Annotated in this window: 20 protein-coding genes; 10 read left to right on the top strand and 10 right to left on the bottom strand. The window is 69.4% G+C overall.

The window, feature by feature from the left end; genetic code table 11:
• Nucleotides 1-3: 3 nt before the first annotated feature.
• The gene (locus tag JKG67_RS04875) at nt 4-1,005 is read left to right on the top strand and encodes a 4-hydroxy-3-methylbut-2-enyl diphosphate reductase (protein WP_203336149.1); all 1,002 of its coding nucleotides are present in this window, start codon (nt 4-6) and stop codon (nt 1,003-1,005) included.
• 60 nt (nt 1,006-1,065) lie between these two features.
• Here JKG67_RS04875 and JKG67_RS04870 read toward each other — a convergent pair whose 3' ends face one another.
• On the bottom strand, nt 1,066-1,530 hold the full coding sequence (locus tag JKG67_RS04870) for a hypothetical protein (RefSeq protein WP_203336148.1): 465 nt from the start codon (nt 1,528-1,530) through the stop codon (nt 1,066-1,068).
• Between the two features lie 169 nt (nt 1,531-1,699).
• On the opposite strand from JKG67_RS04870, the gene JKG67_RS04865 reads away from it, so the two are divergent.
• A complete protein-coding gene (locus JKG67_RS04865) occupies nt 1,700-2,323 on the top strand; it encodes an L-threonylcarbamoyladenylate synthase (RefSeq protein ID WP_203336147.1) in 624 nt (207 codons plus the stop codon).
• Here the strand turns inward: JKG67_RS04865 and JKG67_RS04860 are convergent, their stop codons facing one another.
• Genes JKG67_RS04860 through JKG67_RS04850 form a run of 3 tightly spaced genes read right to left on the bottom strand, consistent with a single transcriptional unit; the run spans nt 2,324 to nt 5,999 of the window.
• Entirely contained in the window at nt 2,324-2,755 is a 432-nt protein-coding gene (locus JKG67_RS04860) for a DUF6542 domain-containing protein (RefSeq protein WP_203336146.1), read from the bottom strand.
• 21 nt (nt 2,756-2,776) lie between these two features.
• Entirely contained in the window at nt 2,777-3,862 is a 1,086-nt protein-coding gene (locus tag JKG67_RS04855; RefSeq protein WP_203336145.1) for a DNA recombination protein RmuC, read from the bottom strand.
• A 49-nt stretch (nt 3,863-3,911) separates the two neighbouring features.
• The gene (locus tag JKG67_RS04850) at nt 3,912-5,999 is read right to left on the bottom strand and encodes an EAL domain-containing protein (protein ID WP_203336144.1); all 2,088 of its coding nucleotides are present in this window, start codon (nt 5,997-5,999) and stop codon (nt 3,912-3,914) included.
• Nucleotides 6,000-6,187: 188 nt separating this feature from the next.
• Here JKG67_RS04850 and JKG67_RS04845 point away from each other — a divergent pair, with 188 nt between their 5' ends.
• Complete coding sequence (locus JKG67_RS04845) at nt 6,188-6,472, top strand: hypothetical protein (RefSeq protein WP_203336143.1); 285 nt, start codon at nt 6,188-6,190, stop codon at nt 6,470-6,472.
• 241 nt (nt 6,473-6,713) lie between these two features.
• On the opposite strand, the gene JKG67_RS04840 is transcribed toward JKG67_RS04845, so the two are convergent.
• Genes JKG67_RS04840 through JKG67_RS04825 form a run of 4 tightly spaced genes read right to left on the bottom strand, consistent with a single transcriptional unit; the run spans nt 6,714 to nt 9,776 of the window.
• On the bottom strand, nt 6,714-6,932 hold the full coding sequence (locus JKG67_RS04840) for a hypothetical protein (protein ID WP_203336142.1): 219 nt from the start codon (nt 6,930-6,932) through the stop codon (nt 6,714-6,716).
• A gap of 19 nt (nt 6,933-6,951) precedes the next feature.
• Nucleotides 6,952-7,731, bottom strand: coding sequence for an exodeoxyribonuclease III (locus JKG67_RS04835; protein WP_203336141.1), 780 nt, complete (start codon nt 7,729-7,731; stop codon nt 6,952-6,954).
• Nucleotides 7,732-7,755: 24 nt separating this feature from the next.
• A complete protein-coding gene (locus JKG67_RS04830; RefSeq protein ID WP_203336140.1) occupies nt 7,756-9,285 on the bottom strand; it encodes a PH domain-containing protein in 1,530 nt (509 codons plus the stop codon).
• The gene (locus tag JKG67_RS04825; protein WP_203336139.1) at nt 9,282-9,776 is read right to left on the bottom strand and encodes a PH domain-containing protein; all 495 of its coding nucleotides are present in this window, start codon (nt 9,774-9,776) and stop codon (nt 9,282-9,284) included. The genes JKG67_RS04830 and JKG67_RS04825 overlap by 4 nt, the downstream gene beginning before the upstream one ends.
• Before the next feature lie 32 nt (nt 9,777-9,808).
• On the opposite strand from JKG67_RS04825, the gene JKG67_RS04820 reads away from it, so the two are divergent.
• A complete protein-coding gene (locus JKG67_RS04820) occupies nt 9,809-10,606 on the top strand; it encodes an oxygenase MpaB family protein (RefSeq protein WP_203336138.1) in 798 nt (265 codons plus the stop codon).
• 33 nt (nt 10,607-10,639) lie between these two features.
• Here the strand turns inward: JKG67_RS04820 and pruA are convergent, their stop codons facing one another.
• Both pruA and JKG67_RS04810 read right to left on the bottom strand, forming a co-directional pair.
• Nucleotides 10,640-12,268: an L-glutamate gamma-semialdehyde dehydrogenase gene (gene pruA, locus JKG67_RS04815; RefSeq protein ID WP_203336137.1), complete on the bottom strand. Its 1,629-nt coding sequence runs from the start codon at nt 12,266-12,268 to the stop codon at nt 10,640-10,642.
• A gap of 14 nt (nt 12,269-12,282) precedes the next feature.
• The gene (locus JKG67_RS04810; RefSeq protein WP_203336136.1) at nt 12,283-13,209 is read right to left on the bottom strand and encodes a proline dehydrogenase family protein; all 927 of its coding nucleotides are present in this window, start codon (nt 13,207-13,209) and stop codon (nt 12,283-12,285) included.
• 124 nt (nt 13,210-13,333) lie between these two features.
• On the opposite strand from JKG67_RS04810, the gene JKG67_RS04805 reads away from it, so the two are divergent.
• From JKG67_RS04805 to JKG67_RS04780, 6 genes are all read left to right on the top strand, one after another.
• Nucleotides 13,334-14,512, top strand: a complete 1,179-nt coding sequence (locus tag JKG67_RS04805; protein WP_203336135.1) for a PucR family transcriptional regulator — start codon at nt 13,334-13,336, stop codon at nt 14,510-14,512.
• Between the two features lie 84 nt (nt 14,513-14,596).
• Nucleotides 14,597-16,096 carry a sodium/proline symporter PutP gene (gene putP, locus JKG67_RS04800; protein WP_203336134.1) on the top strand — a complete coding sequence of 500 codons (1,500 nt, stop codon included), beginning with the start codon at nt 14,597-14,599 and terminating at the stop codon, nt 16,094-16,096.
• Nucleotides 16,097-16,169: 73 nt separating this feature from the next.
• Nucleotides 16,170-16,466, top strand: coding sequence for a glutaredoxin domain-containing protein (locus JKG67_RS04795; protein ID WP_203336133.1), 297 nt, complete (start codon nt 16,170-16,172; stop codon nt 16,464-16,466).
• A gap of 11 nt (nt 16,467-16,477) precedes the next feature.
• Complete coding sequence (ychF, locus tag JKG67_RS04790) at nt 16,478-17,554, top strand: redox-regulated ATPase YchF (RefSeq protein ID WP_203336132.1); 1,077 nt, start codon at nt 16,478-16,480, stop codon at nt 17,552-17,554.
• A gap of 253 nt (nt 17,555-17,807) precedes the next feature.
• Entirely contained in the window at nt 17,808-18,278 is a 471-nt protein-coding gene (locus JKG67_RS04785) for a helix-turn-helix domain-containing protein (RefSeq protein WP_203336131.1), read from the top strand.
• A 19-nt stretch (nt 18,279-18,297) separates the two neighbouring features.
• On the top strand, nt 18,298-18,993 hold the full coding sequence (locus JKG67_RS04780; protein WP_203336130.1) for a nucleotidyl transferase AbiEii/AbiGii toxin family protein: 696 nt from the start codon (nt 18,298-18,300) through the stop codon (nt 18,991-18,993).
• The last annotated feature ends 128 nt before the right edge of the window (nt 18,994-19,121 follow it).

Raw genomic sequence — 19,121 nt, 5'->3', positions numbered from 1 at the left:
ACCATGAGCATCGACCTCGGCACGCCCTCCGTCCTGACCCCCGAGGAGGCGGAGCGGAGCGTCCAACTGGCCGCTCCCCGCGGCTACTGTGCCGGCGTCGATCGTGCGGTGATCACCGTGGAGAAGGCCCTCGACCTGTACGGCGCTCCGGTGTACGTCCGCAAGCAGATCGTGCACAACAAGCACGTCGTCTCCACGCTCGAGGACCGCGGTGCCATCTTCGTGGAGGAGCTCGACGAGGTCCCCGAGGGGGCCACGGTGGTCTTCTCGGCGCACGGGGTGTCGCCCCAGGTGCATGCGGACGCGGCGGAGCGGTCACTGAAGACGATCGATGCGACCTGCCCGCTGGTCACCAAGGTGCACCACGAGGCCCGCCGGTTCGCCGCGGACGACTACGACATCCTGTTGATCGGCCACGAGGGCCACGAGGAGGTCGAGGGCACCGCCGGTGAGGCGCCCGAGCACATCCAGTTGGTGCAGAGTCCTGACGACGTGGCCGGCATCGTGGTCCGCGATCCCGCCAAGGTCGCCTGGCTGTCTCAGACCACCCTGTCGGTCGACGAGACGATGGAGACCGTGGCCGCGATCCGGGAGCGGTTCCCGCTGCTGATCGACCCGCCGAGCGACGACATCTGCTACGCCACCCAGAACCGTCAGTTGGCGGTCAAGGAGATCGGTCACGACGCGGACCTGGTGATCGTGGTCGGGTCGGGCAACTCCTCCAACTCGGTGCGGCTGGTCGAGGTGGCCCTGGAGGCGGGCGCGAAGGCGTCCTACCGGGTCGACGACGCCTCCGAGATCGAGGAGGCCTGGCTGGAGGGCGTCACCAAGGTGAGCGTCACCTCGGGTGCCTCGGTGCCCGACGACCTGGTGCAGGGCGTGCTCGGTTTCCTCGCCGCGCGGGGCTACCCCGACGCCGAGGTGGTGCACAGCGCGGAGGAGTCGCTGATCTTCGCGCTGCCGCCGGAGCTGCGCCGCGACATCCGCGCCGCCGGACGCGGCTGACCCCGGAGCCACGCCGGTCGGCGCAGCCCCGGGGACCGGGGGATCAGCGGAAGTCCCGGCTCAGCAGCGCACGTTCGGGTTCTGCGCTGCGAACACGCCATTCGGGTTGGCCTGCCACACCCACGCGTGCAGGGTGTGGAACGGCGGTCCGCCGTGGGGCGGGTCGAACTGCACGCCGAAGAGGCTGGCCGGCGCCCAGGAGGCGTACTCGACCGCGACCAGTCGCAGCTTCCCGTTCGGCAGCGGAGCGTAGACCAGGATCTCCGGGTCGGTGGCCACCAGTTCGCTCTGGTCGGCTGCCACGCCCCGCACGTAGTGGTAGCCCATGTTCGGGACACAGGGGCTGCCCAACTCGTAGCCGGCCGCGATCGCACGGTTCACGTCGTGGTACTTGGCGGTGGCGGCCCGCACCTGGGCCAGTTCCTGGTTCACCGAGGACGCGGCGAATGACGGCGTCAGCGCCGCCATCACTGCGAGGCAGAGAGTCGCTGCGGTGACCGCAGCGGCAGTTCTGATCCGCTTCATGTGTGAGTACTCCTCCACCCCCGTGTCGGCTGAGCCCCGGTCCCGTGGCCCAGTGGAAGGCCCTGCCGGGCCCAGGACCACGCTAGGGAGCCGAGGAGTCCGGTGACCATCCCCTGATTGGGGGGATCGGTGGGCTTGTCCGGCTGCTCGGCTCCCGTAGATTGGCGACATGGCTCGCTACCTCGACGTTCATCCGGAGAACCCCCAGCCCCGACTGATCAGCCAGGTGGTGGAGGCACTGCGTGACGACGCGTTGATCGCCTATCCGACCGACTCCGGCTATGCGCTCGGCTGTCAGCTCGGCAACCGGGACGGCCGGGACCGGATCCTGCGGATCCGGGACCTCGACGACAAGCACCACTTCACCCTGGTCTGCAAGGACTTCGCACAGTTGGGGCAGTTCGTGCATGTCGACAACGCCGCCTTCCGGGCCGTCAAGGCGGCCACTCCCGGGCCGTACACGTTCATCCTGCCGGCGACCCGGGAGGTGCCGAAGCGGCTGTTGCACCCCAAGAAGCGCACCGTGGGCGTCCGGATCCCCGACCATGCGCTGGTCGCCGCACTGCTCGACGAGCTCGGTGAGCCGCTCCTGACCAGCACCCTGATCCTCCCCGGGGAGACCGAGCCCCGGACGATGGGCTGGGAGATCAAGGAGGAGCTCGACATGGCCGTCGACCTGGTGATCGAGGCCGGCGAGGTGCTGCCGCAGCCGACCACCGTCATCGACTGGTCGGACTCGGCTCCGGAGGTGCTCCGGGTCGGCGCCGGTGACCCGTCCCGGTTCGAGGCGTGATCAGGCGAACTGCCTGCTGAGCACCCGGTGCCGGATGGCCAGCAGCAGCAGGCACAGGGCGTAGCCGGAGACCAGCGTGGCGCTGTGGGTGGCAAGCCCGGAGAAGACTGCCTGGATCACGCGGTCATCGGCGGCTCCGACGGTGCCCGGGCGGAGCACGCCGAGCAGCACGAACACCGCCACCAGCAGCAGCGGCGGGAGCACGCCGACGGTGAAGAAGTCCTCCGGACGCACCACCAGCGCCAGCACTCCACAACTGGCGATGAACGCCAGCCCGAAGAACATCGTCAGCTCACCGGACAGGACGAGGTCCAGACTCACCGCGGAGAGGGCGAGGGCCAGCCCGAGCACGACCACGTTGCGGCCGCGCTCCTGGCCCTCCTCCCAGAGGGTGCGGGGACGGGTCGTCGCCCCGGTCCGAGCCACGCTCACCCGTTCACGGTACGGCGCCGCTCAGGCGCCCTGGGCGCGGCGCGCCGCAGGCGGCTCCGGCAACTCCACCAGCGTGGGCGAGCGCGGTGCCGCGTCGACCAGCCTCGGACTGGGCAGCGGCTGCTCGGTGACGCCCATCTCGGCGAACCGGCGCGCGGTCACCAGCACCCGCGACTCCAGTGACCCGACGGCGGAGTTGTAGTTGCCCACCGCCTGGTTCAGGGAACGGCCCAGCCCGTCCAGGTGGCCGGCCATCACGCCGAGCCGGTCGTGCATCTCCACGCCCAGTGCCCGGACCCGTTCGGCCTCCTCGGTGAAGGCGTGCTGCCGCCAGCCGTGCGCCACGGTCCGCAGCAGGGCGATCAGGGTGGACGGGGTGGCCAGCACCACCTGCCGGTCGGCGGCGTACTCGATCAGCGAACCGTCGCGCTCCAGCGCGCCGCTGAGGAACGCCTCGGCGGGCAGGAACAGCACCACGAACTCGGGGGCGTCCAACTCGCGCCAGTAGGCCTTGCTGCCCAGTTGGTCGATGTGGGTGCGCAGGTGTCGCACGTGCCGGGCCAGATGGGCGGCCCGCTCGTCGGCATCGTCACTCTCGAGCGCGTCCAGGTAGCCGGTCAACGGCACCTTGGCATCCACCGGCAACTGCCGGCCGCCGGCCAGGTGCACCACCAGGTCCGGTCGCAGACCGCGGCTGTCGGTCTGCTGCTCGCGGAAGTCGCAGTGGTCCACCAGTCCGGCCACCTCCACGGTCCGCCGCAGGTGCATCTCGCCCCAACGCCCCCGCACCTCGGGGCGTCGCAGTGCGCCGGCCAGCGACTGCGTCTCGACCCGAAGCGACTCGTTGGCCTGCACCATCTGTCGCACCTGGGTGACGAACTGACCTTGCCAATCCGCCTGGTCGCGCTGCAGGTGACGCAACTGCGAGTCCAGTCGGTCGATGCCGTCGCGGAGCAGCGCGTCCTCGGCGGCCCGACGTTCCAACTCGGCCTCCCGGCCGGCCGGCGCCGGGCTGGGCCGACGGGCTCCAGCGGTGTAGCCGACCAGCAGCCCCAGCCCGACCAGCAGCAGGGCGACCAGCAGTGTCAGCAGCGTGGTGGTGTCCATACGACCAGCATGGCCGAAGCCACCGACAGAACCGGTGAACCGCGAGCGCTCAGGCCCGCCAGCGTGGCCGTCGTACGCCGTGATGGGCAAGGTCGGCGAGCAGGTCCTGGGCCGACATGGGTTCGCCCAGGTGTGGGCCGAGGGCCTGACCGATGCCCAACCCGTGCACGTGCTCGAGTTGCTCGCGGGTCTCCACGCCCTGGGCCAGTCCGGGGATCCGCAGGTCGCTCAGCATCTGGGCGACGTGGCGCAGCATCAGGCGTCCCTGCGGATCGTCGCGGCCGGAGACCAACGAGGCATCGATCTTGACCTGGTCCCAGTCCCAACTGTTCAGCAACGAGAACGTCGAGTGGCCGGCACCGAAGTCGTCGACGGCCAGCCGGATGCCCTGCTCGCGCAGCCAGTGTGCGATCCGGTCCTGGCTGGGGCCCCAACGCCCGAAGTGGCGCTCGGAGACGTCCAGCATCAACGTGACGCCGGAGTCGGTGAGCCGTCCCGGCAGTGAGGCCAGGAACTCGTTGCCCGGGTCGAGTTGGGCGAACTCGACATCGAGAGCGAGCGTGATCGGCAGCGTGGTCTCCTCGGCGACCTTCGTCATCGTCGGGATGGCCTGGGTGGCCATGGCGTCGGCGAGATCATCGAGCAGACTCAACCGCTCGGCGGCGCCGACCAGCATCATCTGCGGCAGTGTCCCGAAGTCCTCGTCGGCGGTGTGCAGGAGTGCCTGGTAGCCCACCAGGCGCCCTCGCGGCAGGTCGATGATCGGCTGGTAGGCCACCTCGATCCGGTGACGGCCCAACAGGCCCTGCACGAAGGCTCGCTCGTTGACCCAGCGAGGGCTCGCCCGGTGGTTGCCCGCCCGCGACTGCTTGGCGGCCAGCACCTCGTCGCGGGCCTCGTCGAGCAACGCGTTGAGGTCGTCGTCGGGGTCGGCGGACAGCGCGGCTCCGATGGTGACGTCCATCTGCAGCAGTTGCGATCCCACGGTCAGTGGTTCCCCGACGAGCTCTGTGAGTCGCTCCCGGGCCGTCGCCACCTGGGCGGCGTCGGCGTGCCGGACCAGGATCGCGAACTCGTCGTCGACGACGCGGGCCGCGGCGGCACCGGCGGGCAGCTCGCAGTGGAGTCGGCTGCCCATCACGCGCAGCACCTCATCGCCGTCCAGGTGGCCAAGTTGGCTGTTGACCTCGCCCAGTCCGTTGAGGTCGAGGTAGAGCAACGCCACCTGCTCGGCGGGGCGGCGTTGCCGGGCGGTCTCCTCCAGCAGGTCGTCGAAGCCGACCTTGTTGGGCAGGCCGGTGAGCGGGTCCACGGAGAGGTGGGACTCCGACCGGACCCGCCGCCGGGCAGTGGTCCGTGAGGAGTCCGCCATCACCACCAGCGCGGCTGTCGCCGCCACGTCGCGGCGGGTGAAGGGCCGATTCCAGCGGGCGCGGTCGAGGACCAGGTAGCGGCCGTCGGCCAGTTGGGCGCTCAGCCGGGCGCCGGTCCCGGGCTCGGCGCTGATCCGGGCGCCGGCGTTCGGCAGGGCGCGCGCGGCGGCCTCCTGGAGTTGGGTGTCCACGTCGGGCCAGGGCTGCTCGGAGGCGGCCTGGGACAGCACCTCCAGGGTCCGGCCGCGCTCACTGGCTGCTCCGGCGCGTTGCGCGGCGACCGCCAGCAGGACCAGCAGCACCGCGGGCAGCACATGGTCGGCGCCCAACGACGCCCCGACCTGGTTCCGATAGCTGAGTTCCACAGCAGCACCGAGCCCGGTGTACGACGCCGCCAGCGCGACGAGCGCGCCGTACCCGACGCTCAGTCCGGCCCGGGGGAAGGCGTCCCGGCCGGGGCTCCAGACCAGGTGGCTGGCGAGCACCACCAAGGCCCACGCGGCCAGCATCGGCGTCGGGTCGGGAAGGGCGACCAGCAGCGCCGTCGGCGCCAACACCGGCAACCACCAGGGGGCGCTGCGCGCGTCGAACGAGACCAGGGCCGGCGTCACCGCCAACGCCAACGCCACCAGCGGGGTGAGCGGGAACGGCTGCTGGGTCCAGGTCGAGGCTCCGAGCAGCACCACGAGGCCGCTGACGATCGTCAGCAGCCAACTCACGGTTGCTGGTGGCGCTCCCATGCCACGTCCGCTCACCGCAGTCATGCCTCCCTCCCCAGGTGACAGCGCTGCCCTCCCATGCGGGTGGACCGCAGCAGCGCATCACTAGTGAAACAGATCATCGGCCTTCCCGCCCAACCTTCGGCCCGTTCGGGAGGACCAAGGACCTTGTGGGTGGGGTGAGGTGATCTCGATACACCGCCTCGTTCCTCGGCGGCACTCGATCACCGGAGGTGCGGTACACCGCCTCGTTCCTCGGCGGCACTCGATCACCGGAGGTGCGGTACACCGCCTCGTTCCTCGGCGGCACTCGATCACCGGAGGTGCGGTACACCGCCTCGTTCCTCGGCGGCACTCGATCACCGGAGGTGCGGTACACCGCCTCGTTCCTCGGCGGCACTCGATCACCGGAGGTGCGGTACACCGCCTCGTTCCTCGGCGGCACTCGATCACCGGAGACGTCTCAGTCGGCGAAGTCGATCTTGAGGCCGCGGTTGCGCTGGAAGCGGTTCCGGTAGTAGTCCCAACTCGCGCAAGATGTCGGAGCCCGGAGACCGAACTTTGGAAACTGGGTAGCGGAGACACGCCATGTTGGTGCCGTGGATCCACGTCAGCGGAGCGCGGATCGTCGCCGCTTTCAGAAGATTGGTCTCGCTATCGGGGTCGGGCTGGCAACAGTGCTTCTCGGTGCCGCCGCGATGGTCTGGCTGGAGGGCGACGAGCAGTACATCGGCTCGATGCGTGGGGGAGGCCCGTTCGCTACTGACGCCGGGTACGTCGTGCGCGGATTGCTCGCACGACGTACGTCGTTCGCCATCCGGCCATGGCGAACATCAAGCAAGCCAGGATGATCCCAAGGATCGAGTTGCCCTGAACCGACTCGTCGTTGAGCAGGGACATGAAGAACGCACCCAGCACGATGAAGACGGCTGCACTGAATAGTGCTTGGCCGAGTGTTGGCGGGGCCGCTGAGTTCATGCCGGTCATTGTGGCGCGCTCAGTCGGTGAGGTCGATGATGACGGGGGCGTGGTCCGAGGGGCTGGTGGGTTGGCCGGTGTCGGGGTCGCGCTCCTCGAGGTCGATGAAGGCGTGGGTGACTCGCTCGGCGAGGCTGGGGGAGCACAGCGCGAAGTCGATCTTGAGGCCGCGGTTGCGCTGGAAGCGGTTCCGGTAGTAGTCCCAGTACGTGTAGCCGGGCGCGTACTTGCGGGTCACCTCGGCCCAGCCGTCGGTGAGGAACGCGGCGAACGCTTCCCGCTCGGCAGGCGTGACGTGGGTGGAGTTGCGGAACTGGGCGACGTCGAAGACGTCCTCGTCGGTGGGGCAGATGTTCCAGTCACCGACCAGCGCGGTCGCCTCGTCGAGCCACTCCGTGGCGGTCTCGCGGAGCCGGGCCAGCCAGTCCAGTTTATAGGTGTAGTGCGGGTCGTCCGGCTTGCGGCCGTTGGGCACATAGAGGCTCCAGATCCGCACCCCGCCGCAGCGCGCACCGATCGCTCGGGCCTCGACGATCTCTTTGAACGGCGGCGCGCCGACGAACGCCTGCTGCACGTCGTCGAGGCCGACCCGACTGATCAGCGCCACCCCGTTCCACTGGTCGAGCCCGGCCGAGGCCACCTCGTAGCCCATCGACTCCAGCCCCATCAGCGGCAACTGGTCGGGACGGGCCTTGGTCTCCTGCAGGGCCAGTACGTCGATCTCGTGACGGGCCAGCAGCGCCTCGACCCGGTCGATCCGGGTCCGCAGCGAGTTCACGTTCCAGGTAGCGATGCGCACCCGGCGAGCATAGGGAGGCGTGGCTCAAACCCGGAACTCGGCGATCAGGTCGGGGGTGGCTGCCGCTGCCAACGTCACCGCCACGCCCCGGTCGACGTCGCGGACCAGCACCCGCTCCGACCCGGCTGCGGTGGTGGCGATCAGGCTGGCCAGACCGAGGCGGCGCTGGAAGATGTTCTGGGTGATCACCCAGCCGATGATCCCGTCGGTCTGCAGCGCGACCCGGTGCCGGGAGAGCGCACCCCACCCGGAGACCAGGTGGCCGTTGACCAGGGCGTGCCCCAGATGGCGGTACTCGGCCTCACCGAGGACGGCGCCCCAGGTGCCGACCAGGAGCGCGGTCGCCCCGATCATCCAGGCCTCCGCCTCCCACCACTGCCAGGCGGCGACGACGCCGAGGGTGATGAACACGGTCGACCACTGGTTGCGGATGTGGCAACGTCGCCGGGCTCTCGGGCCGTGTCGGGTCAGCCGCACCGTCATCGGCTCCGGGGCCTCGATCAAGGTGGCGGCGACGCGCCGGTTCACCCCGACCGGCGACGGCGGCAACACCGACGTGGTGCCCGACTCCAGTCCGGTGGTGAGGGTGCTGAGCTGGGCGCCGCCCACCAGCCGCAGCAGCGCCCACTCGCTCATCTGTACGCCGCGGATCCGGGCCTCTTCGATGCTGGTCGAGCGGGTGGTGATCAGTCCGGCGGTCAGCCGCAGGTTGCCGTCGTCACGGAACAACCGGAAGCGCCACCACTGGGTGACGTAGCCGCCGATCGAGATCAGCAGCCACAGCGCCAGCGACCCGAAGAACGCGGTGACGAGCACCAGCGGCAACGCCTGCTCGAGCAGCCATCCCCAGCCGCGGCGGATGTTGTCGGCGTCCAGGAACGGCAGGTCGTCGGCGAACTGGCTGAGCAGGCCGAAGATGCCGGCGACGATCACCAGCCGGGTCAGGCTGAAGGGCGCGAACCGCAGCCAGGACCAGTCGATGCTGGCGACCTCCACGTGCGCCGGCGTCGCGGCGGCGATCGAGGTCTCGGGGGCACCGTCGCCCAGGTCACCCGCCCCGCCTTCGCTCGTCGCCGGGTCGACCGGCTCGGCGACGGGGCTCTCGCCCCGGGCCACCGCCCGCCGCGCCAGCAGCACCCGACGCAACTCGGCGGCTTCGTCGACCCCCAGCGGGTCCAGCTCGATCCGGGTGTCGTCGACACCGGTGCCGATCTCCACCTTGGTCAGGCCGAGGATCCGGTGCAGCAGCGGCGAGGAGAGATCGACCGTCCGGATCCGGTCCAGTGGAGCCGTCACCACCTTGCGGGACAGCAGGCCCTGCCGACGCTGCAGGTTGGACTCGGTGATCCGATAGCGGGTGGTGAACCAGGGCATCGCCCCGAGCAGGAACATCATCGTCACCACCACCGGCAGCGCGAACAGCATCCAGGCCGCGTTCTGCAGGCCCGAGGCGATCAGCGCGATCACCGCGGGGACGGCGAGCTGCTTGAGGGCGGCGATCGGACCGAGGATCAGCATCCGTGGGTCGAGCTGCCGCCAGTCGGGTTCGTTCACGTGGCGTCCCCGTCGGTGCGCGCCGTGATCTCGGTCAGCCAGGCCACCACCTGGCGGGCCACCGTCGCGTCCAGGCAACTGATCACGATCGGTCCGGCAGCCGAGGCGGTGGTCACGGTGACCGTGGCCAGCCCGAAGAGCCGCATCAGCGCGGTCTGATGGGAGTCCACGGTCTGCACCCGCGAGATCGGAGCCACCCGTTCGTCGGTGCTCAACCAGCCGACGCGGGTGTGTACGGCGGTCTCGGTGACCTCCCACCGGTGCACCCGGAACCGGATCGGCGGCATCGCCACGACGTGCACGGTGAGGACGAGGACGAGGATCAGCAGCAGCGTCCCGGCCCACCACGGCGGCTGCGGCCAGACGACGTACCCGACCGTGAGCAGGGAGAGCAGCACCAGATCGCTGATGAACGCCGACAGCAGCCAGTAGGGCCGGGCGGCGGGCGACACCTGATGGGCGGGGACGCGCAGGCCCGTCGGAGTGCTCATGACAGGAGCCTTGCACAGGTAGGTTCGAGGGCGTGAGGGGTGATGACGGATCGCTGACGATCCGCGACATCGTCGCCGAGTCCGGGCTGATGCTGGGTGCCGGGTCGGCGGTGCTGCTCCAGCTCGCCCGACGCGAGGTGGGCCTCGGGGTCGCCGAACACAGCACCACCTTGGACCGGCCGCTGGACCGGCTGCGGACCACCGTCACCTACGTCTACGTGATGGCGCTGGGCACGCCCGCCGAGCAGGCCGCGGTAGCGGCGATGGTGGATCGCAGTCACCGCGGCGTCAGGTCACCGGGCCGCTACTCGGCGTACGACCCGAAGCTGCAGCTGTGGGTCGCCGCCACCTTGACCCGGTCGGGCCGGGAGATCTACGAGCGGCTTCTCGGCCCGCTGCACCCGACCTCGGCGCAACGACTCCACGAGGAGAGCGCCGTCTACGGCACCGCGTTGCAGATGCCCGCCGAGGTGTGGCCGGTCAACGTCGAGGAGTTCGACCGCTGGTGGGAGGAGCAGCTCGATTCCTTCGAGCCCGACCCGGTGGTGCAGGCCTATGTGGCCCGGCTGATGGCGCCCTCGGCGATCCCCTGGCCGCTGCGCTGGCTGGCGCCGCTGCAGAGCCTGGTCACCCGCGGCAACCTCGACCCGCGGGTACGCCGGGTGCTCGGGCTGGCCTGGACAGCCCGCGACCAGCGCCGCTACGACCTGTTCTGGCGGATCGCGGCGCCGGTCTACCGAGCCGTGCCGCGCCCGCTGCGGCAGCTGTCACCGAAGGTGACACTGGCCGGGATGCGGTTGCGGATGCGGTTCGGGCTGCGGGTGATCTGAGCAGCTGCTCGGAGCAGCTCAGTCCATGTGAGCTCAGTCCATGTGCGGGTAGCGGTGCTCGGTGGGGGCCACGAAGGTCTCCTTGATCACCCGCGGCGAGGTCCACCGGAGCAGGTTCAGCGGCGACCCGGCCTTGTCGTTGGTGCCCGAGGCACGGCCGCCACCGAACGGCTGCTGGCCGACCACGGCGCCGGTGGGTTTGTCGTTGACGTAGAAGTTGCCGGCGGCGAACCGCAACTTCTCCGACAGCGCCGCGACGGCGTCACGGTCGCGGGCGATCACCGCACCGGTGAGGGCGTACGCCGAGACCGACTCGAGCTGGTCGACCACGGCGTCGAGGTCGGCGTCGTCGTAGACGTGCACGGCCAGGAGCGGCCCGAAGTACTCGCGGGTGAACACCTCGTCGGTCGGGTCGTCGCAGACCAGCAGGGTGGGGCGGACGAACCAGCCGACCGAGTCGTCGTAGCTGCCGCCGGCGACCACGTCGATGCCGTCGGTGGCGTGGGCGCGGTCGATCGCGCCCTTGAGCCGGGTGAAGGCGCGCTCATCGATGACCGCGCCGAGGAAGTTGGTGAAGTCGGTGACGTCGCCCTGGGGGAGTGCGTCGATCTGGGCGGCCAGGTCGTCCTTGATGGTCTCCCACACCGAGCGGGGCACGTAGGCACGGGACGCGGCCGAGCACTTCTGGCCACCGAACTCGTACGCCCCGCGGATCATCGCCACCCGGAGCACGTCGGGGTCGGCCGAGGGATGGGCGAGGATGAAGTCCTTGCCGCCGGTCTCGCCCACCAGTCGCGGGTAGGACCGGTAGCCGGTGAGGTTCTCCCCGACGGTGCGCCACAGGTGCTGGAAGGTGGGCGTGGAGCCGGTGAAGTGGATGCCGGCCAGGTCCGGGTGTCGCAGCGCGACCTCGGAGACCTCCAGGCCGTCGCCGGGCAGCAGGTTGATGACGCCCGGCGGGAGTCCGGCCTCTTCGAGCAGTCGCATCGTGAAGTGCGCGGCGAACTGCTGAGTGGGCGAGGGCTTCCACAGCACCACGTTGCCCATCAGCGCCGGCGCCGTGGGCAGGTTGCCGGCGATCGCGGTGAAGTTGAACGGGGTGATCGCGTAGACGAACCCCTCCAGCGGTCGGTGGTCGAGCCGGTTCCACGTGCCCGGCGCGTTGGCGCTCGGCTGCTGCGCCAGGATCTCGCGGGCGTAGGCGACGTTGAAGCGCCAGAAGTCGATCAGCTCGCAGGCGCTGTCGATCTCGGCCTGGAAGGCGGTCTTGGACTGGCCCAGCATGGTGGCGGCGTTGAGGGTGTCGCGCCACGGACCGGCGAGCAGGTCGGCGGCCTTGAGGAAGACGGCCGCCCGGTCGTCGAAGCTGAGCGCCCGCCATGCCGGGGCGGCGGCGGCTGCGGCCGCGATGGCGTCCTCGGCGTCGGCGCGGGTGGCACCGTGCAGTACGCCGAGCACGTGCTGGTGGTTGTGCGGCTGGACGACGTCGATGGCCGGCCCGGAGCAGACCCGTTGTTCGCCGCCGATGGTGGCGGTGAGGGTGACCTGGGTGGCGGCCAGTCGCTTGAGTTCGACCTCGAGGCCGGCGCGCTCGGGGCTGCCGGGTGCGTAGTCGCGGATCGTCTCGTTCACCGGGGCGGGGACGTGCGTGACGGCGTCCATGGGGGTCCTTTCGATCAGCGGCTGAAGAGGGAGCGGAGGAAGAAGGTGAGGTTGGCGGGGCGTTCGGCGAGGCGCCTCATGAAGTAGCCGTACCAGTCGCTGCCGTAGGGCAGATAGACGCGGACCTGGGCGCCGGCGTCACGGAGTCGGTGTTGCTCGGTGACCCGGATCCCGTGCAGCATCTGGAACTCGTACGACGTGGCCGCTCGGCCGGTGGCCGCCACCAGGTGCTCGGTGATGGCGATCATCCGGGGGTCGTGGGTGGCGACCATCGGATAGCCGCCACCGGCCATCAGCGTCTTCAGGCAGCGCACGTAGGCGAGGTCCACGTCGGCCTTGCGCTGGTGGGCGACGGTGGCGGGCTCGGCGTAGGCGCCCTTGACCAACCGGACCCGGGAGCCGGTGTGGGCCAGCGCGGCGCAGTCGGCCTCGGTGCGGTGCAGGGCGCTCTGCAGGGCCACGCCGACCCAGGGGTGGTCGTGGCGGAGTTCGCGCAGGATCGCCAGCGTGGAGTCGACGGTGGTGTGGTCCTCCATGTCCAGGGTCACCGTGCTGCCGGCCCGTTCGGCCGCCAGACAGATCGCCCGCGCGTTGTCGAGGGCCACCCGGTGCCCGTCCTCGGGCAGCGCCTGGCCGATCGCGGAGAGCTTCAGCGAGACCTCGGCCCCGGGGGTCAACGCGAAGCCGCCGAGCACGTCGAGGAGCGCGATGTAGGCGTCCCGGGTGTCGGTGGCCTGGCTGAGGGTGTGGGTGTCCTCACCGAGGTGGTCGATGGTCACGCTCAGGCCGTCGGCGAGCAGGTTGCGGGCGGTGTCGACGGCGTCGTCGAGGCCGTCGCCGGCCACGAATCGGTCCACCAGCCGACGGGAGACGCCCGCGCTGGTGACCAGCCGGCGTACCGGTGGCTTGCGTGAGGCGGCGAGGAGGGTGTGGCCGAGCATGCGGACCTCCGATGGGTGTGGTCTGGGTCTCATCGACGGTAGGGGGTGAGGGTCGGTTCCGCACTGGACAGATGAAAGAGAACCTGCTGTAGTCGTCTTACATTTGCTCAAGCCGAGGAGTCGGATGCGACCCGAACTGCAGGACATCGTCGATGACGTGTCCCGGCTGCTGGCCCAGCCGGTGACCCTGGAGGACCGCAACTTCCACCTGATCGCCTTCCATGCCCACGGCGCTCCGGTCGACGAGGTCCGCCAGCAGTCGATCCTGAGTCGCCGGTCCTCGACCCAGGTCCGCGACTGGTTCGAGTCCTTCGGCATCGCCACCGCGACCGGGCCGGTGCGCATCCCGGCCGACCCGGAGCACCGGGTGCTGGCCCGGCTCTGCCTGCCGGCTCGGTGGCGGGAGGTGACCTACGGCTATCTGTGGGTGGTGGACGAGGAGGCCGGCATCGATGAGGCGGTGATCCCGGCCGCGATGGCGATGGCCGAGCGGGCCGGCGCGCTGATGGCTCAGCAGGCGCGGGCGCGTGAGGATCTCGGCTTCCGGCTGCAGGACCTGCTGTCGGCCGACCGGGACACCGTCGAGGCCGCTGCGGACGAGATCGACGCCCGGGATCTGGTCCGCCGGGGCACCCCGGTGGCCGCCGTCGAGCTGCGGATGCTCCGCCGCCCGGCGTCCGGGCCGGTGCCGATGAACCTGTGGACGTTGCCGCGCTCGGTGCTGGCGTGGGTGGGCGAGGATCACACCACCTTGATGGTGCCGCTCGAGCACGGCGACCTGGCGGCGGCCCGTGAACTGGCGCACCGGGCCCGTGATCTCTACCTGGAGCGGTTGGGGTCGGCCGCGGGTCAGGACCTGGTCGCCGGCATCGGCGCCGTCTGCACCGACCCGGCACAACTGCGCTCGAGTTGGCAGCAGGCGCGGTTGGCCGCCCGGGTGCTGGAGTCGGTGCCCAGGTTGCGCCCGGTCGCGGCCTGGCCGGATCTGGGCGTGTACCGACTGCTCGCCTGTGGCCCCGAGAGCGCCCTGGCCGGCGCCGTACTGGACGAGTCGGTACGCCGGCTCCTGGCGCACCCGGATCCGGATCTGCGGGAGTCGGTGCTCACCTATCTGAACCACGGTGGCAGCGTTCAGGAGACCGCGGCGGCGCTGAACGTGCATCGACAGACCGTCTACCACCGGTTGCACCGGGTGCAGAAGGTGACCGGGCTGGACCTGGATCGGGGTGAGCATCGGCTGATGCTGCATCTGGGCCTCACACTGGCTCCGCTGCTGAGCGGCGTTGTCCAAACGTCTGATTAGTTCAGCGGCATTGTGTCCATCTGTCACTCGTCGGTGACGTGGATCACGGCCTAGCGTCGCAACTCCCCCATCCGAGGAGTTCCAATGTCCGATCAGTTCTACGAGGTGCTGGCGCTGCTCGCCTACCTGGCCGCGATGATAGTCATCGGGCTGTGGGCGTTCCGGCGGACCAACAACCTCGGTGACTACATGCTCGCCGGGCGGCGCCTCAGCCCCGGCGTCACCGCGCTGAGTGCGGGAGCCTCCGACATGTCCGGCTGGCTGTTGCTGGGACTGCCCGGAGCGATCTACGTCTCCGGCCTGATCGAGGGCTGGATCGCCGTCGGTCTGACCATCGGTGCCTGGCTGAACTGGAAGTTCGTCGCCCCCCGCCTGCGCACCTACACCCAGGTGTCGTCCGAGTCGATCACCCTGCCGAGCTTCCTGGAGAGCCGCCTCAAGGACCGGTCCCGGTTGCTGCGGGTCGCCTCTGGCCTGATCATCCTGCTCTTCTTCACCTTCTACGTCTCCTCCGGCATGGTCGCCGGCGGCGTCTTCTTCGAGAGCTCGTTCGGTGCCGGCTACCACACCGGGATGATCGTGGTCACCGGCGTCGTGGTCGCCTACACGCTCTTCGGCGGCTTCCTGGCCGTCTGCTACACCGACGCGGTGCAGGGCACCATCATGCTGCTGGCCCTGGTGCTGGTCCCGGTGGTCGGCCTGTTCACCGTCGGCGGCTTCGGACCTGCGGTCGACAGCGTCCGCGAGGTCGACCCGACCATGTTCAGCATGGTCTCCGGCGCCACCGTGCTGGGCGTCCTCTCGGCGATGGCCTGGGGGCTCGGCTACTTCGGCCAGCCGCACATCATCGTTCGGTTCATGGCGCTGCGCAGCCCCGCGCAGGCCAGGGAGGCCCGCCGGATCGGCATCGGCTGGATGCTGATCAGCCTGCTGGGGGCGGTCGCCACCGCGCTGGTCGGGATCGCCTACTTCCAGCAGAACCCCGACGTCACCCTCACCGACCCCGAGGCCGTCTTCATCGCACTCGGCCAGATCGTCTTCCACCCACTGATCGCCGGCGTCATCCTGGCCGCGGTGCTGGCCGCGATCATGAGCACCATCTCCTCGCAGTTGCTGGTCACCTCTTCCGCGCTGGTGGAGGACCTGTGGAAGGTGGTCTTCCGCGGCGAGATCTCCGAGAAGCGGCTGGTCGCCCTGGGCCGGGTCGCCGTGCTCGTCGTCTCGTTGCTGGCTGCGTCGATGGCATGGGGCCGCAGCGGCACCGTGCTGGACCTGGTCGCCTACGCCTGGGCGGGTTTCGGGGCCTCCTTCGGACCGGTCATCCTGCTGTCGCTGTACTGGCGCCGGCTCACCGCCACCGGTGCGCTGGCCGGGATGCTCACCGGCGCCGCGACCGTGGTGATCTGGGGCAACGTGGACGCCCTGGGTTCGTTGATGTACGAGATCGTGCCGGGCTTCCTGCTCAGCCTGGTGGTCACCGTGGCGGTCAGCACCTTCACCTACCGACCGGACCCGGAGATCGAGGCGGAGTTCGACGAGGCGATCCGCCTCCTCGACGGCCACGCGCACGTCACCACCCGGTAGGGGTGTGGTGCGTCCGGCTCTCGACGCCGGACGCACCACGGCCGCCGGATCGGCTCCGCGGGATACTGGTCGGATGATCGGTCCCTCCCCGCAGTCGGTCTCGGCGGCCGTCGGCGCGCAGGCAGCCGCCGAAGGTCGGGTGGTCGTCTACTTCCGCCGGATGTGTCTGTTCTGCGAGCGGCTCCGGCTCAGTCTCGGTGCCCGGCGCTCCGAGGTGGTGTGGGTGGACATCTGGGCAGATCCGGAGGCTGCGGCGTACGTGCGCAGCGTCAACGGTGGGGACGAGACCGTCCCCACGGTGGTGATCGGCGGACAGCCGCACACCAATCCGTCGCCAGCCGTGGTCAAGCGGGCCCTCGCGACGCCGTAGACTCGCCCCCCGTGGCTCTCACCATCGGCATCGTCGGACTCCCCAACGCGGGCAAGTCGACGCTCTTCAACGCCCTGACCAAGAACGACGTACTGGCGGCGAACTACCCGTTCGCCACGATCGAACCGAACGTCGGGGTGGTCGGTGTCCCCGACGACCGGCTGCCGAAGCTGGCCGGGATCTTCGGCTCGGAGCGGATCCTGCCGGCGACGGTGGAGTTCGTCGACATCGCCGGCATCGTGGCCGGCGCCTCGCAGGGGGAGGGACTGGGCAACAAGTTCCTGGCCCACATCCGCGAGTCCGCAGCGATCTGTCAGGTGACCCGGGTCTTCCGCGACGAGGACGTCACCCACGTCGACGGGAAGGTCGACCCCGCCTCGGACATCTCGACGATCTCCACCGAGCTGATCCTCGCGGACCTGCAGACGGTGGAGAAGGCGATCCCGCGGCTGGAGAAGGAGGCGCGTGGCCGCAAGGAGGTGGCCGCCCAGGTCGAGGCCGCCAAGCAGGCCATGGAGGCCCTCGAGGCCGGTACGCCGATCATCGCCACCGACATTGACCGCGACCTGATCCGCGAGCTGTCGTTGCTGACGGCCAAGCCCTTCATCTTCGTCTTCAACTGCGACGCCGACGAGCTCGCCGACGAGGCGCTCAAGGACCGGATGCGCGAGATCGTCGCGCCGGCCGAGGCGATCTTCCTGGACGCCAAGTTCGAGTCCGACCTGGTCGAGCTCGGCGACGACGACGAGGCCCGGGAGATGCTGGCCGAGATGGGCGTGGATGAGCCGGGCCTGGACGTGCTCGCCCGGGTCGGCTTCGACACCCTCGGCCTCCAGACCTACCTCACCGCCGGCCCCAAGGAGTCCCGCGCCTGGACGATCCGCAAGGGCGCCACCGCCCCCGAGGCCGCCGGCGTGATCCACACCGACTTCCAGAAGGGCTTCATCAAGGCCGAGGTCGTCTCCTTCGACGACCTGATCGAGGCCGGCTCGATGCTCAAGGCCAAGGAGTCCGGCAAGGTCCGGATGGAGGGCAAGGACTACGTGATGGCCGACGGCGACGTGGTGGAGTTCCGCTTCAACGTGTGAACCGACGTAAAACCGCAGGTCAGAGGGGGTGTGACCCCTCCCAGTCCGCACAGAGCCCGCGAGAAGTTGAGTTCGATGCCGATCGAGCTCGTTGCCCAGAACTTCACGCTCCTAGTTTGTCGGTCTGAATGTCGTGGGGATACGAGCTGCTCTCGTCTGACTCTCCCTTCTCAACGACGGGCGCAAGCCAAGGCACGCCAGGACGCCCACTTAAGTGTTTCTCATTATTGACTTACGGGATTGAATGACTAAAATGAGATACATGCCAGCCCCTAGCCCGTACACGAGCCCCGAGCAACAGGCGGACCTCGAACGTCTAGGCGCCCGGCTGCGCGAACGCCGAAAGGCCCTCGGTGTCACGGTAGTCGCCTGTGCCGAAGCTGCTGGCGTTTCGCGTGTCACCATGCACAGGATCGAGGCAGGCAACCCCTCGGTCACGATCGGCGCCTACATCAACGTTGCAGCCGCACTCGGACTTCACCTCGTCGTCCCGATCCTCGACGCTCCAGGAGCAGAGCCGGCGACGGTCACGGTCGGCGACTTCCCCGGCCTCCGCACGCTGGCATGGCAGACCGACGCCGGCACCACCATCACCGAGACAGAGGCACTCAACCTCTACGAACGCGGTTGGCGACACCTCAACCAGGAAGCCCTCACCGATCACGAGAAGGCGTTCATCCAGCACCTCGCGGACACCTACAGCAACGGGAGGCTCCTTGTTTAGGCGGCTACACCACCAACGGGTGGCCGAGGTGCTGTCGATGCTCGACGCGCCGCTCCTGGCCGAGCACAACTGCTGGTTCGGAGGCGGGACCGCGATCGTCCTTGCCAACGGTGAGTTCCGCGAATCGGTCGACATCGACTTCCTGGTCTCCGACCAGCAGTCGTACCGACAGCTGCGCCAGATCGTCAAGGAGCATGGGCTCGACGCTCTGGCTACACGCGAACTGGAGTTGGGTCGAACACCTTCTATCGACGGCTACGGGATCCGGGCGTCGGTGCTCGTAGCAGGGGTTGCCATCAAGCTCGAGATCACCCACGAAGGACGGCTCGACCTCGACACTCCCTCGCCAGAGAATGAAATCTGCGGCGTACGGATCCTGACGCGAACCGACCAGGTCGCAACCAAGCTGCTTGCCAACGACGACCGCTGGGCAGACACGTCGACGTTCAGCCGCGACCTCATCGACCTCGCCATGATGAAACCCGACACGGTCGCCATGAAGGCCGGCGCGCGCAAGGCAGTCGATGCTTACGGCAAGACGGTTGGCGAGAGCCTCAACAAGGCAGTCACCTACCTCCGAGATCGCCCGCAACGTCTCGACGAGTACATCCGAGCACTCAAGATCGACGCGCCCCGAGCAGCTGTCTGGCAGAGCATCCGCGACTTGTCCGCAAGATCCGCGAAGATCGAAGGTCTAGGTCGGGGCTCGGACTAGCCTGACGTCATGTCGGTGAGTCCGCGACGAATGACCTCAGGGTCACCGACGGTCCAGCGGTCCGCAAACAGTCCGCAAGAAGTCACGCGGAGCCCGATTCTGACCAGCGCCGGCCGACGACCTGCCAT

The sequence above is a fragment of the Nocardioides limicola genome (genome assembly GCF_016827675.1).
Taxonomy (GTDB): domain Bacteria; phylum Actinomycetota; class Actinomycetes; order Propionibacteriales; family Nocardioidaceae; genus Nocardioides; species Nocardioides limicola.
This window is presented reverse-complemented; position numbering and strand designations above follow the sequence as displayed.

Bases quoted from the DNA above. Each gene is read 5' to 3' on its own strand.
- JKG67_RS04825 (WP_203336139.1), bottom strand. From the start codon at position 9,776: ATGAGCACTCCGACGGGCCTGCGCGTCCCCGCCCATCAGGTGTCGCCC.
- JKG67_RS04865 (WP_203336147.1), top strand. From the start codon at position 1,700: ATGGCTCGCTACCTCGACGTTCATCCGGAGAACCCCCAGCCCCGACTG.
- pruA (WP_203336137.1), bottom strand. From the start codon at position 12,268: ATGGACGCCGTCACGCACGTCCCCGCCCCGGTGAACGAGACGATCCGC.
- JKG67_RS04855 (WP_203336145.1), bottom strand. From the start codon at position 3,862: ATGGACACCACCACGCTGCTGACACTGCTGGTCGCCCTGCTGCTGGTC.
- JKG67_RS04805 (WP_203336135.1), top strand. From the start codon at position 13,334: ATGCGACCCGAACTGCAGGACATCGTCGATGACGTGTCCCGGCTGCTG.
- JKG67_RS04795 (WP_203336133.1), top strand. From the start codon at position 16,170: ATGATCGGTCCCTCCCCGCAGTCGGTCTCGGCGGCCGTCGGCGCGCAG.
- putP (WP_203336134.1), top strand. From the start codon at position 14,597: ATGTCCGATCAGTTCTACGAGGTGCTGGCGCTGCTCGCCTACCTGGCC.
- JKG67_RS04785 (WP_203336131.1), top strand. From the start codon at position 17,808: ATGAGATACATGCCAGCCCCTAGCCCGTACACGAGCCCCGAGCAACAG.
- JKG67_RS04870 (WP_203336148.1), bottom strand. From the start codon at position 1,530: ATGAAGCGGATCAGAACTGCCGCTGCGGTCACCGCAGCGACTCTCTGC.
- JKG67_RS04875 (WP_203336149.1), top strand. From the start codon at position 4: ATGAGCATCGACCTCGGCACGCCCTCCGTCCTGACCCCCGAGGAGGCG.
- JKG67_RS04840 (WP_203336142.1), bottom strand. From the start codon at position 6,932: ATGAACTCAGCGGCCCCGCCAACACTCGGCCAAGCACTATTCAGTGCA.
- JKG67_RS04850 (WP_203336144.1), bottom strand. From the start codon at position 5,999: ATGACTGCGGTGAGCGGACGTGGCATGGGAGCGCCACCAGCAACCGTG.
- JKG67_RS04810 (WP_203336136.1), bottom strand. From the start codon at position 13,209: ATGCTCGGCCACACCCTCCTCGCCGCCTCACGCAAGCCACCGGTACGC.